11 protein-coding genes are annotated in these 14,052 nt (G+C 65.2%); 2 read left to right on the top strand and 9 right to left on the bottom strand.

Features of this window, described 5'->3' with window-relative positions; genetic code table 11:
• Positions 1–45: 45 nt before the first annotated feature.
• The 5 genes from AC3WLX_RS13765 to AC3WLX_RS13785 are packed head-to-tail and all read right to left on the bottom strand — an operon-like array spanning position 46 to position 6,431.
• Complete coding sequence (locus AC3WLX_RS13765; RefSeq protein ID WP_492336339.1) at positions 46–1,341, bottom strand: ArgE/DapE family deacylase; 1,296 nt, start codon at positions 1,339–1,341, stop codon at positions 46–48.
• Positions 1,338–3,026 carry a dipeptide ABC transporter ATP-binding protein gene (locus AC3WLX_RS13770; protein WP_492336340.1) on the bottom strand — a complete coding sequence of 563 codons (1,689 nt, stop codon included), beginning with the start codon at positions 3,024–3,026 and terminating at the stop codon, positions 1,338–1,340. Before AC3WLX_RS13770 ends, AC3WLX_RS13765 begins: the two co-directional genes overlap by 4 nt.
• Entirely contained in the window at positions 3,023–3,856 is an 834-nt protein-coding gene (locus AC3WLX_RS13775) for an ABC transporter permease (RefSeq protein WP_291619784.1), read from the bottom strand. The genes AC3WLX_RS13770 and AC3WLX_RS13775 overlap by 4 nt, the downstream gene beginning before the upstream one ends.
• Complete coding sequence (locus AC3WLX_RS13780) at positions 3,856–4,857, bottom strand: ABC transporter permease (protein WP_492336341.1); 1,002 nt, start codon at positions 4,855–4,857, stop codon at positions 3,856–3,858. Before AC3WLX_RS13780 ends, AC3WLX_RS13775 begins: the two co-directional genes overlap by 1 nt.
• Entirely contained in the window at positions 4,854–6,431 is a 1,578-nt protein-coding gene (locus tag AC3WLX_RS13785; RefSeq protein WP_492336342.1) for an ABC transporter substrate-binding protein, read from the bottom strand. Before AC3WLX_RS13785 ends, AC3WLX_RS13780 begins: the two co-directional genes overlap by 4 nt.
• 199 nt (positions 6,432–6,630) lie before the next feature.
• On the opposite strand from AC3WLX_RS13785, the gene AC3WLX_RS13790 reads away from it, so the two are divergent.
• Positions 6,631–7,491 carry an AraC family transcriptional regulator gene (locus AC3WLX_RS13790; protein ID WP_492336343.1) on the top strand — a complete coding sequence of 287 codons (861 nt, stop codon included), beginning with the start codon at positions 6,631–6,633 and terminating at the stop codon, positions 7,489–7,491.
• 43 nt (positions 7,492–7,534) lie between these two features.
• Here the strand turns inward: AC3WLX_RS13790 and AC3WLX_RS13795 are convergent, their stop codons facing one another.
• Genes AC3WLX_RS13795 through AC3WLX_RS13810 form a run of 4 tightly spaced genes read right to left on the bottom strand, consistent with a single transcriptional unit; the run spans position 7,535 to position 13,009 of the window.
• On the bottom strand, positions 7,535–8,521 hold the full coding sequence (locus AC3WLX_RS13795; protein ID WP_492336344.1) for a Bug family tripartite tricarboxylate transporter substrate binding protein: 987 nt from the start codon (positions 8,519–8,521) through the stop codon (positions 7,535–7,537).
• Positions 8,518–10,155: a hydantoinase B/oxoprolinase family protein gene (locus AC3WLX_RS13800; RefSeq protein WP_492336345.1), complete on the bottom strand. Its 1,638-nt coding sequence runs from the start codon at positions 10,153–10,155 to the stop codon at positions 8,518–8,520. The genes AC3WLX_RS13795 and AC3WLX_RS13800 overlap by 4 nt, the downstream gene beginning before the upstream one ends.
• The gene (locus AC3WLX_RS13805; protein ID WP_492336346.1) at positions 10,152–11,774 is read right to left on the bottom strand and encodes a hydantoinase/oxoprolinase family protein; all 1,623 of its coding nucleotides are present in this window, start codon (positions 11,772–11,774) and stop codon (positions 10,152–10,154) included. Before AC3WLX_RS13805 ends, AC3WLX_RS13800 begins: the two co-directional genes overlap by 4 nt.
• Entirely contained in the window at positions 11,771–13,009 is a 1,239-nt protein-coding gene (locus AC3WLX_RS13810) for an NAD(P)/FAD-dependent oxidoreductase (protein WP_492336347.1), read from the bottom strand. The genes AC3WLX_RS13805 and AC3WLX_RS13810 overlap by 4 nt, the downstream gene beginning before the upstream one ends.
• A gap of 100 nt (positions 13,010–13,109) precedes the next feature.
• Between AC3WLX_RS13810 and AC3WLX_RS13815 the strand changes: the two genes are divergently transcribed.
• Complete coding sequence (locus AC3WLX_RS13815) at positions 13,110–14,024, top strand: LysR family transcriptional regulator (RefSeq protein ID WP_492336348.1); 915 nt, start codon at positions 13,110–13,112, stop codon at positions 14,022–14,024.
• Positions 14,025–14,052: the final 28 nt, after the last annotated feature.

Here is a 14,052-nt window from a genome sequence, read left to right on the forward strand (position 1 = left end):
ATGATCTTTGGAGGACTGCTGCACATCTTCCCGAACATGCTCGAGCTACTTCACCTCGATTCCGCACCAGCTCGCGACGAACAGCGCAAGCGCCTTGGTGACTCGCTTCACCGAGGCGAGGTCGACGCGCTCGTTGAAGCCATGCGCGCCTTCCATTCTTGCACCGAAGCAGAATGCCGGAACGCCGAAATCGAGGCCATAGAAGCGTGCGTCCGTCAGCGCGGTAGACGAAAAATCCGTCAGCTTGCGACCGAACACATGCTCGTAGATCGGAGCCAAGACGGCTTCGCTTTCCTGGATCTCCGTTGCTTCATAGCCCGGCGACAGGAAGCCGGACCAGACGATCTCGGGCGGGTTGTTGGCGAGGAAAGGATGCGAGCGCGCCGCCTTGCTGACAAAATCCACGATCTCGGCCTGGGCGTCGGCAATCTTCCAGCCGGGCAGAACGCCGATGCGGCAATCAACGTCGCACCAGGCGGGAACGCTGGAGGCCCAGTCCCCGCCCTTGATGATGCCGGGATTGAAATTGAGCGGGTGATCGACGGACTTGAAGGATGGGTGCGTCTTGGCGCGCTCGTTCCATTCGGCTTCGAGGCTTTCGAGCTTCTGGATCAGATGGATGGCAGCCTTGATCGCATTCGAGCCGGTACCGGCGCGTGCGACATGGACGGGTATTCCGCGCACTTTCAACCGGAACCAGATCACGCCGACCTGGGCGCGCATCAACTTTTCGTCGGTCGGCTCGGGCAGGATGCAGGCATCGGCGCGGTAGCCGCGCTGAAGAGTTGAAAGCGCGCCGAGGCCGGTGCTCTCCTCTTCGATCACCGACTGGAGGTGAATGCGGCCCTTGGGCCTGTAGCCTGCTGCCTTGATCGCATCGAGAGCGTAGAGCGCCGAGATGGTGCCGGACTTCATGTCGCCGGCGCCGCGGCCATAGAGCCAGCCGTCCTCGACCACCGGCTGAAACGGCGGCCGCTCCCACATGTCGAGAGGACCTGCCGGCACGACGTCGCAATGGCCCTGGAGAATCAGGGAACGACCCTCCTCCTTCGCCGGCCGGTAAGTGCCGACGACGGAGCGCGCGCGAGAGAAATCGGTCTCGACGGGGCCGTAACCGGGCAGTGTCTTGAGATCGTCCTGATTGATGACCCAATCGTCGACCTCATAGCCGCGCTCGCGCAGCAACTTTGCGAACATGTCCTGACAGGGGGCTTCGGCCGCGCGCGTACTCGGAATCGCGGTGAACGCGATGGTGGTGTCGATCTGCTTGTCGAAGGCGGCATCCACGGCGGCCTCGATGCGTTCGCGCGCGGCGGCTGGAAGGGAAACGCTATCGGTCATGAACTCATCCTTGCTGTCGGAATCTTGCCGGTCTCGTTGGCAAAACCCGGCTGGTCGAAGAAGTTGCGGCCCGGAATCGCATCGAGCAGGTCGCGCGTATAGGTCGCTTGAGGCGCGATGAAAACGTCGGCGGTGGCGCCCTCCTCGACGATGCGGCCCTTCTGGAGCACGATGACGCGGTCGGCGATCTCCGCGGCGATGCGCAAATCGTGTGTGATGAAGACCATGGCGAGCTTCATCTCTTGTCGCAGCTCGGCGAGCAGCGCCAGCACCTGTGCCTGCACGGAGACGTCGAGCGCCGACACCGCTTCGTCCGCGATCAGCACGCGCGGTTTCAGAGCGAGCGCCCGGGCGATGCAGATGCGCTGGCGCTGGCCGCCGGAAAATTCATGGGGGTAGCGATCGGCGGCGACCGCGCTGAGGCCGACCCGCATCAGCAGCTTCTTGGCCTGCTCCATCGCTTCAGCGCGCGAGGTGCCAAAGGCCATTGGGCCACGGGCGATGGCGTCGCCGATCTTCTGGCGCGGATCGAGGCTGGCGAAGGGGTCCTGGAAAACGATCTGAAGCTGCTTGCGCGCCTGGCGGAGCGCCTCGCCACGCAGCCGGCGCAGATCCTGACCGTTGAAGCGAATGGCTCCATCGTCGGGCTCGGTCAGCCGAAGGATCATGCGACCGAGGGTGGACTTGCCGGAACCCGACTCGCCGACCACCGCAAGCGTCTCGCCTTCATGCAGCGTCAACGAGATGCCGTCGGCGGCGACAACCTCGCGCGGCGGCTGAAGGAAGCCGCGCTTAACCCGGAACGTCTTCTGGAGACCGATCACCTCTAGCAGAGGCTCCGAGTGAACGTCCTTCCGGTTGATTTGGTCGAGGCGGGCCTTTGGCACCGCGTCGATCAGCTCGCGCGTATAGTCGGCCTTGGGATGGCGGAGAACTTCCTCGACGGTCCCCTGCTCCACCACCTTGCCGTGACGCAGCACCACGACACGATCCGCGACGTCAGCGACGACGCCGAAATCATGCGTGATGAGCAGCACGCCCATCCCCCGGTCACGCCTGAGATCGTCGATCAGACCTAGGATCTGACGCTGGGTGGTGACGTCGAGCGCAGTGGTCGGCTCGTCCGCGATCAGCAGCGCCGGCCGGTTGGCCATCGCCATCGCGATCATGACCCGCTGACGCTGGCCACCGGACAGCTCGAACGGATAGCTCTTTTCGAGCAGCTTGGGGTTGGGCAAGCCCACCTGCGTCAGAAGCTGCTGCACGCGGTCGTAAACTTCACTTGCGGACGGCGTCGGCTCCTGATGTGTGAGGATCATCTCCTCGATCTGCTTACCGACACGCTTGAGCGGATTCAGCGAGGACAGCGGCTCTTGAAAGATCATCGCTGCGTCGCCGCCGCGCAGGCGACTCAGCGCTTGTCGATCGAGCTGTACAGGGTTCTTACCTGCGACCATCACCGTGCCAGAGGCGACGGCGACTCTCTTCGGCAGCAACGACAGCAGTGCATGCGCGATCATGGACTTGCCCGAACCGGACTCGCCGACGAGGCAGACGACCTCGTTCGGCTTCACCTCGAACGAAACATTCTCGACGGCGAAGGGGCGATCACCGCCATCAGGCAGCGCGATCGAGAGATTTTCGACCGAGAGCACGGGGGCCATGGCTTGCACGGTGCCCCTCATGATCGGCGCCTCGACACACGGGGATTGAGGACATCGGAGAGGCCTTCGCCGAACAGGTTGATCGCAAGCACGGTGATGAGGATGGCAAGCCCGGGGAACACGCTCATCCACCAGGCATTGCGAATGACGGTGCGCCCCGCACCAATCATGAACCCCCAGGACATCAGGTTGGGGTCGCCTAGGCCCATGAACGAAAGGGCGCTCTCCAACAGAATGGCGGTCGCGACCGTCAGCGAGGTCACGACCAGGATCGGGGAGATCGCATTGGGCAGGATGTGACCGAGCACGATGCGCAGGGTGCCCTCGCCCTGGCACAGCGCCGCCTCGACGAATTCGCGGTTGCGCAGGCGCAGGAATTCTGCGCGCGTGAGGCGCGCCAGCGGCGGCCAGCTCACTGCACCGATGGTCAGGATGATCGTAAGCAGCGACGGGTTGAAGGTCGCAACCAGGAGAATGGCCAGCACAAAGGCGGGGATGGTCTGGAAGAGCTCGGTCATCCGCATCAGGACGAGATCAACCTTGCCGCCGAAATAGCCTGAGATCGCTCCGATCGTGACGCCAATCACCATGGCGGCCATGGCCGAGGCGATTCCGATTACGAGCGACACGCGCGCACCATAGGCAACGCCGGCCGCGACATCACGGCCGAGCGTGTCGCCGCCGAGCAGAAGTCCGTCCTCACCGGGCGGCGTGAAGGGCGCACTGACCATCTCCCAGGGCGAGACCGGAAAGGCGACCGGTGCCACGATCGCGACGATCACGACGATGAGCAGCACGACGAGGCCGACCATGCCCGAGGGATGACGCAGGAAGGAGCGGACCGCATCCATCACGCCGCTCCCGTGGTCATGCGGGGGTCGATCAGCTTGTAGATCAGGTCGGTCAGGAGATTGAGCACGATGACGACGATCGACAGGATCAGGAAGATGCCGAGCAGCACGGGATAATCGCGCTGCAGCAGGGCATCGAACGTCAGCCGCCCGAGCCCCGGCCAGGCGAACACGGTCTCGATGACGACGGCGCCGCCGACCAGCGCGCCCGCCTGCATGCCGGCGACGGTGACGACGGGCACCAGGGCGTTGCGCAGCATATGGCCGACGACGATGCTGGGGCCGGTCAGGCCCTTGGCGCGCGCGGTCTTGATGAAGTCCTGCTGGGCGACCTCGATGATCGAAGATCGCATCAGACGAGCGTAGATCGCCAAGTAGATCGCCGCCAGCGAGGTCACCGGCATGATCAAGTGCTTGGCGACATCGAGTGCACGTTCGATCGGCGAGAGCTTGACGTTGATGGTCTCGTAACCAAACGGCGGCAACCAGCCGAGCGTTACCGAGAAGACCAGGACCAGCATCAGCCCGAGCCAGAATACGGGTGTCGCATAGAGCACCAGCGACAGCACGGTGAAGACCGTGTCGAGCACCGTACCTGCCGCAAGCCCCGCCAGTGCGCCGAGCGTCGTACCGATCAGGAGCGCCAGACAGAACGCGGTGACCGTCAGCAGCAATGTCGCCGGCAGTCGTTCGAGGACGAGATCGGCCACGGGGCGGCGCTGGCGGTAGGAGTAACCGAGATCGAGCTTGACCACGCGGCCAAGATAGCTCGCGAGCTGCACGACGTAAGGCTTATCCAGCCCGTATTCCCGACGCAGATCCTCCAGCAATTTCGGATCGGACGCGCCCGACTGCCCCGCCATGACTTGGGCCGGATCGCCGGGGGCCGCACGCACCAGAACAAAGTTGAAGGTGGCGATGAGGAGGATGACCGCGATGAGCTGGGCGATCCGGCTCAGCGCCATCAGCCCGATCGTCGCTGCGTTGCCGAGTCGGATCACGATTTGTAGACCGCCCCGAAAGTCTCGTGCGATCCGATGCCGGTCGATACGACGTTCTTGAACGCCTTGTCGTAGATGATGGGATATTCGAGTTCGAGCGTCCAGGCGACCGGCACGTCTTCGACCAGGATCTGCTGCACCTTGGAATACAACTCCTGGCGCTTGGCCTCGTCGAGCGTGACCGCAGCTTCGTCGAACAGCTTGTCCACCTCGGGGTTGGAGTAGCCCTGCGTATTCGAGAACAGGATGCCCTTCTTGATATTCGACGACACATAGGTGCGAGCGACACCGAGGGCGGGATCCCCGAGCTGATAGAGCAGGTTCTGGGTCATCTCGTAGTCCCAATTGCCCACCTTCTCGGCCCAGCCCGCCATATCGGTACCGACGAGGACGAGATCGATGCCGACGCGAGCAAAGCTCTGGCGGAAGAATTCGCCGGCGCGCTGGTAGGATTCACCGTAGGGCGGCACGACATATTTGATCTCGGCACGCTTGCCGTTGGCGTCGGGCTTCAGCCCCATCTCGTCGAGCAGCGCCTTGGCCTTCTCGATTGAATAATCGTACCGCTTGACCTTGCCGTCATAGAATTTCGTCTTGGACGAGATCGGGCCTGTCGCAACCTTGGCGCTGCCGAAATAGACGCGCTTGGCGAGCGCGTCACGATCGATCAGATGCATCACCGCCTGGCGGAAGCGCTTGTCGTTCATCGGCGCGATGCGGTTGTTCATCTCGAGCCACTGGTGCGGCGCAAAATATTCGTAGCCCTTGGTCGTGACCTCGAGATTCTTCTGCGCCTTGAAGCGCTGCACGTCGAAGAACTCGATGTCCGCCCACTGCACGAGCTGCACGGTGCCGTTCTCCAGGGCCAGAGCGCGCGAGGCCGAGTCCGGAATGATGCGATAGATGATCTCGTCGAGATAGGGCTGGTCCTTCAGATAATAGCCCTCGTGCCGCACCAGATGGACATGTGAGCCGCGCACCCACTCCTTCAGCTTGAACGGGCCGGTGCCGATCGCCTTGTCGTTCAGCGGGTTCTTGCGGAAGTCGGTCCCTTCATAGATGTGCTTGGGTACGATTGGCGCCGACGTACAGTCGAAGCAGCCGAGGAACGGCGCGAAGGGCTGCTTCAGCTTGAACACGACGGTGAGCGGATCCGGCGCTTCGGCGGAGGCGACGCGGGCGAAGTTCTGCCGTGCGCGCGGATGGGTCTCGGTCAGCACCTTCATGCAGCTGAACACGACATCTTCGGACGTCATTGGCTTGCCGTCATGGAAGGTGATGTTCGGAAACAGCTTGAACGTATAGGTCAGGCCGTCAGGCGAAATCTCCCAGGACTGCGCCATGCCGGGCATCGGCTTGAGGTCGGCGCCGTATTTGAGCAGGCTCTCGTAGATCTTGCCGCCAAGCGTCAGCGTCGGCTGCTGCTGGTTGAAGGCGGTGACCAGAAGTGGCGGCTCGGGCTGGATGATGGTGTTGAGCGTTCCGCCGCGGGTCTGGCCGGCTGCGCGGGTGATGCCCAACGGAAGGGCGGCGCCAGCGGCCAGCATGGCCTGGGTGAATTCGCGTCTGTTCATCGAGCTCTCCGTAGTCGCATATCGACTGGCCCAGCCTCGCATTCGGTTCGAGCGAACGTCGTGGGCGCCCGTATTGTTGCCAAACACGTTGTCCCGCGCTACCTGATGGAGGACAATAACCGTCGCGACCGGGCCATATCTGGCCCGGAAGATGCATAAGAGCCTTGCGAAAAGGACCTCATCAGGGAGTTCACGACACGTGAGAGTCGTAGCGAGGCGGGACGTCACTGGCGAATTGCGGGCCTGCAACAAGCAGGCGGGCCCGGCGGCGGCCGCAAACTATGCCGGACATCTTCAGACGATCGCGCGGCCGGTCGCCGCGATGACCGCGACCTATCCGAACGAGAGCACCAGCACGCGGCATTCGCATCGACGTGATCAGTTCATACTGCAGATCACCGGCGTCACGGCGATGATGACCGAGCGCGGTCATTTCGTGGTTCCACCGGGGCATGGTCTGTGGATTCCGGCCGGCGTCGTCCATCAGTCGCGGGCCTGGGGCGAAGTCGAGGCCCAAACGATCTATGTCACGCCTGATCGCCTGCGGAAGACGTCGGAGACATGCCGCCTGATTCGCGCTTCCTCGCTCGTCGAAGCCCTGATGGAGGAGGCGGTGCGGATGCCGCAGACCTACGACCAGGATGGGCGCGACGGCAAGCTGCTCGAACTTCTGCTCACCGAAATCGCAGGCATGCCGGAAGTGACGCTGCACGTGGAGGTGCCTCCGGATCCCCGACTTGCGGCGATCTGCAAGGCAGTGCTCGGCGACCCCTCCTCCGACCTCACGCTCGATGATTGGGCCGACAGGTGTCGCCTCAGCCGGCGAACGCTGACGCGGCTGTTTCGCCGAGAGACGGGCCAAAGCTTCTCCGTCTGGCGCCAGCGCGTACGGCTTCTGGAAGCCCTGGCTCGCCTCGGCGCGGGCGAACCCGTGACTTGCGTGGCACTTGACGTCGGCTATGACAGCCCGAGCGCCTTCGCCGCGATGTTCAAGCGTGAGCTCGGCGCAGCGCCGCGACACTATCTCCGTTGGACCGATCAGAAGGTCGTGTTGCGCTAGGCCGCCGGCGAATTCCAATGAGCACCGCGCCGGCGGCGGCAGCTCAATTCACCTGGGCCCCCGAATTCTTCACGATCGGAGTCCACTTCTGGACCTCGCTCGCGACAAAGGCCTTGAAGGCCTCGGGAGTCGAGCCCTGGACGATGAAGCCCTGCGCCGCGAAGTAGTCCCTGATGTCGGGAGACTGCATGGCCTTGTTCACTTCTGCGCTCAGCTTCTCGACCACCTCGGGCGGCGTGCCGGCCGGCGCGAACAGGCCTTGCCATGACAGCGCCTCGAAACCCTTCAGCCCCGATTCATCGAGCGTCGGCACGTTCGGCAACAGCGGGTGCCTGGTTTTCGAGGTGACGGCCAGCGCGCGAATCTTTCCGGCCTGGATCTGCGGCATCAGCACCAGGACGTCGCCGAACGTGACCTGGATTTGACCGCCCATGAGGTCAGTGAGCATGGCCGCGCTCCCACGATAGGGAACGTGCACCATCGAAACATCGGTCGCCTGCTTGTACATCTCGCCGGTGAGATGCATCGACGTGCCGTTGCCGGCCGAACCGTAACTCAGCTCGCCCGGTTTCGACTTGGCCAGGGCGAGAAACTCGGCCGGCGTGTTCGCCTTGACGTCGGGATTGACGGCCAGCACCAGCGGCGAGTTCACCATCATCGACACGGGCGCGAAGTCGTTGATCACGTTATAGGGCAACTTCGGATACAGCGCCTGCGCGATGGCGTTGCTGCCGGTCACCCCCGCCAACAGGTTGTAGCCGTCGGGTGCGGACTTGGCCACGAAGTCGGCGCCCAGGGCGCCGCCGGCACCGGGACGGTTGTCGACCACCACCGGCTGTCCCCAGGCCGCGGCGAGTTTTTCTCCCACACGCCGTGCCAGCACGTCGGTGCTGCCGCCAGGCGCGAACGGCACCACGATGTGGATCGGCTTGTTCGGGTAGGTTGATTGCGCATGGGCCAGTGCAGGCATGAGCATCGCGAAGCTGGCCAACGCCAGCGTCGCACAGCGCGACATCGGGAAACGGATCATGGGCAACTCCTTGCGGGTGGATTGGCGGATTCAATTGGAGCGAGACGACCCCAGCCGCCGCCGCCAGCGGTTTCGATGATCAGCAGGTCGCCGGCGGACCACGCGATGCGGGCGCGCGCAGGCAAGAGCTCGATCGCTCCGTCCACACGCAAGACCCGGGCCATCGACGTTGCGCCGGCCCCGCCGCCTCGAGCACCGCGCGCACGGCCGACATGGCGCTCGCCGCGATAGGCGACCCACCCCTGGCCTTCGAGCAGCCGATAGGCGCGCCGCACGCCGTCGCCGCCACATTGCAGACCGGCGCCGCCGCTGCCGCGGCGGATCTCGTAGCATTCCACACGCAGCGGCGCTTCGGTCTCAATCACCTCCACGGGGGTATTGCGTGCATTGCCGACGTCGGTGGAGACGCCGGCGCGGCCGGGCGCGTGGACGCTGGCGCCGGCGCCGCTGGCAATGATTTCGGTGAGCATCCAGCGTCGCCCGTCGGCCCGCGTGCCGCTGAGCGCGAGCACGGTGGCCACCCCGGCGTGCGGCGCCACGCCCACCCCATTCTCCGATTGAGACCAGGCTCCGAGAATCGCGTTGCACGCCAGCTTCACGGTCGCCGTGCGCGCATTGACCGCCGCCGGCAGCACCGGATTGACCAGACTGCCGGGTGGAAGCTTCAGCGTCAGTGGCGCAAGGCAGCCGGCATTGTTGGGTGCGTCCGGTGCCAGCGTGCGCATGAAGAACAGAGCCGCCGACAGCATCGCCGCCGGCGATGCATTGAGCGGGCCCCTCACCTGTGGCGCGGTCCCCTCGAAGTCGACGACCAGTGTATCATCCTGCTTTCGCAAGCTCACCACGATGGAAACCGGGTCGGTGTCGATGCCGTCGCCGTCGAGTTGATCGCGCCAGGTCCATTCGCCGTCGGGCGCGGCAGCAAGAGCGGCGCGGGTCATGCATTCGGTTTGCGCAATCAGGGCATCGCAGACGTCGGCAAAACGAGGTCCGGTGTGACGCGCGATCTGTTTCAGTTCGCGCGCGCCTTGCGTCAGCGCGGTCCACTGCGCTTCCAGGTCGCCACGCAGATTGCCAGGCGTGCGTGAGTTGGCGGCCAGGATGGCGTCGATATCGGGCAGCACGCCTTCGGCACTGCGCCAGAGCACCGGCGGCAGGCGCAGGCCCTCCTGGTACACTTCGGTTGCGTCGGGCGGAATGGAGCCGGCGGCCATGCCCCCGACATCCTGATGGTGCAGATTGGCGGCGGCGAAGGCGATCACCTCGCCATCGTGGAAGACCGGATGGACCAGAGCCAGGTCCGGCAGATGCGTGCCGCCGGACCAGGGGTCGTTGAGCAGATAGGCGTCGCCCTCGGACATCGTTGCGAGCGGAAAGCGTGCGAGCACACCGGCAACGGCCGGAATCAGCGATCCCAGCAACAGCGGCAGGGAGCGCGCCTGGGCGAGCAAGCGCCCGTCCGGCAGGAACAGCGCCGCGGCACAGTCACCGCTCTCGCGGGCGATCGACGACACGGCGGCGCGCATCATGCCATGCTGCATGCGGTCGGCCGTGCCTTGCAGCGCCAGACGGAGCGGCTCCATGCGCAGCGCAATGACCGGATCAGGTGCGGCGTCGCGCGCGCGCGGCATCATGCCTTCGCCTCCAGCACCAGCGTCTGATCCGGCGTCAGCCGCCAGGACCAGCCCGCCGGCACAAAGGCGGTGGTCATCGGCGTGAAAAACGAATGCGGCCCTGCTCCTTCCGGCGGCAACGAAGCCCACGGACTATTGCTCACCGTCAGGCGGACGTCGCCCTCTTCCGGACCGCAGAGCATGCCCAGCGCCGACATCACGCTGGCGTTCGGCATCACCAGCACGCGGCGGATGCCCACAAGTTCGGCGATCTCGGCCGCATGCTGCGCGCCGCCACCGCCGATAGCGACGAGCACCGCATCCGCCGGATCCAGGTTGCGCTGAAAGGCGTGGGTCTTGAGCGCCTCCGCCATCCCGGCGGCGGCCGCGCCCACGACGGCTTCAGCGGTTCGAAGCACCGACAGGCCGAGCGCGCCGGCCACGCTGCCGAGCGCGGCCTCCGCGGCGGCGCGGTCCAGCACGATGCCGCCGGCCAGCCGGGGCGGCAGGCGGTCCAGGACGCACAGCGCATCGCTCAGCGTCGGCAAATCACCGCCGAGGCCAAAGGCGGCCGGTCCTGGCCAAGCTCCTTGCGAGCGCGGCCCCAGGCGAAGCGCGCCACCCGGCAACACCGACACCACGCTGCCGCCCCCAATGCCAATGGAAGCGATGTCTGCGCAGCGCTGACGGATGGGCAAGCCGCCGCATTCCAGCACATCGGTAAAAGTCGGCCTGCCGTCGAGCAGAATGCTGATGTCGGCGCTGGTGCCTCCGATATCCAGAACGATCGCAGGGCCAGAGGCCGCGAGGCCGGCGGCCACGCCCTGCAGCGCCGCGCAGGGACCGGACATGGCAAGGCCGATCGGCTGCTTGGCGAGATCATGCCAGGGCGCAGTGCCGCCGGCCGATCGCATCAGGCGCAGCGGCGGCAAGCCACGTATCTTCAATGCGTCGGCCAGCGCGTGCAGATAATTCGCTGCCAGCGGTTTGGCATAGGCGTCCAGGGCCGTCGTCAGCCAGCGCTCGAATTCCCGCACTTGCGGATCGACTTCGCTGGACAGTGAAATGTGCAAGCTCGGAAGACGCGCATGCAGCGCCGCACGCAGTGCGCGCTCATGGGTCGGATTACGGTGCGAGAACAACAGACCGACCGCCAGCGCGTGTACGCCGGCAGCGCTCACTGCATCCGCGATGGCGTCAACGGCCGACAGGTCGAGTGGCTCCACCTCACGCCCCTCGGCATCGATGCGCCCGCCGATCTCGAAACGCAGCGGCTCCGGAAATAGCTTTGCTTCAGGCACGGACGGCATGATCACCGGTTCATACAGCTCCTTGCGGTCCTGGCGTGCCAGGACCGGCACGTCGCGCATGCCGCGCGTCAGGACAAGGGCCACCGGCGGCTCGTTCAGCTCTAGCAGCAGATTGGTGATGACCGTCGAGCCGTGCACGACGCGGCCGACGTCACCTGCCCCGATCCCCTCCTGCGCGCACAACCGATCGAGTGCCTCGACGACCGGCTCGGCCAGCCGGCGTCCGGCGCGTGGATGTTTGAGCGATGCAACGCGTCCGTCGCTCCGCAAGGCCACCGCATCGATGAAGGTGCCACCCATGTCCACGGCGAGTGACCAGGACGCGCTCAACGGAAGCGCTCCGGCGAAAACGGAGTCAGGTCCACCTGCGTCGGTCGTCCGGCCACCAGATGCGCGATCTCGCGGCCGGTCGCCGCGCCCATGCACATGCCCATATGGCCATGGCCGAAGGCGAGCCAGGCGTTGTCGGCCGCGCGGACCGGACCCACCACGGGAAGACTGTCGGGTAGACAGGGACGATGACCCATCCAGCGCGTGAAGGACGATGTGTCCAGGTGCGGGAACAATTGCTGTCCCTGACGAAGCAGGGCATCGGCACGGGCCATGTTGGGTGGCGCCTTCAAGCCGGCGAATTCCACCGTACCGGCCAGCCGCAGACCCATGGCCATCGGGTTGACCATCAGATTGTGCTCCACCGCCATCACGGTGTGGCGCAGGGCCAGGTTCGAGCTCTGCACCGTGACGTGGTAACCGCGCTGCGTCTCCAGCATCACCGGGCTGTCGAGCTGTGTCGCCAACGCGCCCGACCAGGCCCCGGCTGCCACCACCACGCCGTCCGCTGCCAGCGGCTCGCCCTGCTCCAACAACACGGCCGTGACGCGCCGGCCCTGCCGCTCGAAACCATGGACGCGGTCGCGAACGTGACGCGCGCCGTCGCCGATGCAGCGGTTGTAGATCGCCTTGACGAGGGCAGATGGATCGGACGTGGAGCCGTTATCGGGCGCCAGAATGCCGAACCGGAAACGCCCCTTCAGGTCGGGCTCGAGGCTTTCCAGCTCGTCCTGTTCCACGTCCTGCATCCGTACGCCCAGCGATCGCCGCAGGTTCATGCCCCAGGCCCACTGCGCCGCCGTCTCGCGAGAAGAAAAGACGTACAGGCAGCCGCTCCGCCGCACCAACTCCCTTGCATCGGCATGGGCGAGCAGCGGATCATAGCAGTCGAAGATCGGCGCCAGCAGCGAACGCAGCGCGGTGGCGATGCGTGTCACCTCTTCGCGTGACGAATGATGCAGCATGCGCAGCAGCCATGGCGCCACAAGCGGGGCATAGGGCCAACGCACCGTCAGCGGTCCCAATGGGTCCAGCAGCCAGCGCGGGACTTTCTTCCACATGCCAGGCATGCCGACCGGCAGGCAGGCGCTGGGCGAAAGCGAGCCGGCATTGCCGAAGGAGCAGGCCTCGCCCGCGTCGAGCGGGTCGACGAAGGTCACCGCGTGTCCGTCGCGCTGCAGCCACGCCGCAGTGCAAGCGCCGACGATTCCCGTTCCGATGACGACAATGTGCATGCGGGAATTCTGAAAAATAATTCCCCTATCACACAAGCCAATTCTTTTAATATCATCATCAGGTTTCCTGATATTCGATCCGTTCGAGCGAGGATAAGTGATGCGGCCCGCCGTTCTCTCCACTCTCAGCCTGCGCCAGATGCGCGCCTTTGCCGCGGTCGCCCGGGCGGGCAGCTTCACGGCGGCGGCGAGACAGATCAACCTGACGCAGTCGGCGGTCAGCATGCTGGTTCAGCAACTCGAGGAGACGCTGGGGCTGAAACTGTTCGACCGCGGCGCGGTCGTATTGTTGACGGCGGCCGGCCAGCAACTGCTCCCCCTGGCGCGCCGCATCCTGGATGACGTGCAACAGATCGCGGAGGGCGCTTCGGACCTTCGCTCCCTTCGCACCGGCTTATTGCGCGTGGTAGCGCCGCAGATGCTGGCATGCACATGGGTCGCGGCAGTGCTGGGCGAGTTCGAGCAAGCCCATCCGGATGTCGGCCTCCGCGTGACCGACGCGATGGCGGACGAGGTGGTGGGCACTGTGCGCCGTGGCGAGGCGGAATTAGGCGTTGGCCCGGAGCGCGCCACCGGCGAGGATGTCACCAGCACGTTCCTGATGGATGTTCCGATCCGAGTGGTCTGCTCAGCGCAGCACCCGCTGGCGCAGCAACGCGCCGTCTCGTGGAAGAAGCTCCGCGACGAGCGCTGGGTCATTTATTCCAGTGAGTTCAACCGGCACCTGGAGAGCCTATTGCATGCGCACGACAGCTCGCTCTCCATGCAGACCGCCGTGGAGGTCAAATATCTGACCACCGCTTTGGCGTTGGTGGGCGTCGGTACCGGCCTGGCGGCCGTTCCCGACTACGGACGGCTGTTCGCGCCGAATTTCGACGTGCGTTTCATCAAGCTGCGCGCTCCGGAAATTCGCCGCCGCTACTATATATATCAACGGCGCGGGCTCGTGCTCTCACCGCCCGCGGAGGCGTTCGCCAGGCTGCTGCGCCAACGCGCGGCACGCAGTGGTGGGTGAACTTGCGAGCGCAACGCGGGTACATCCA

This window comes from Bradyrhizobium sp. FW305-F6 (assembly GCF_058782905.1).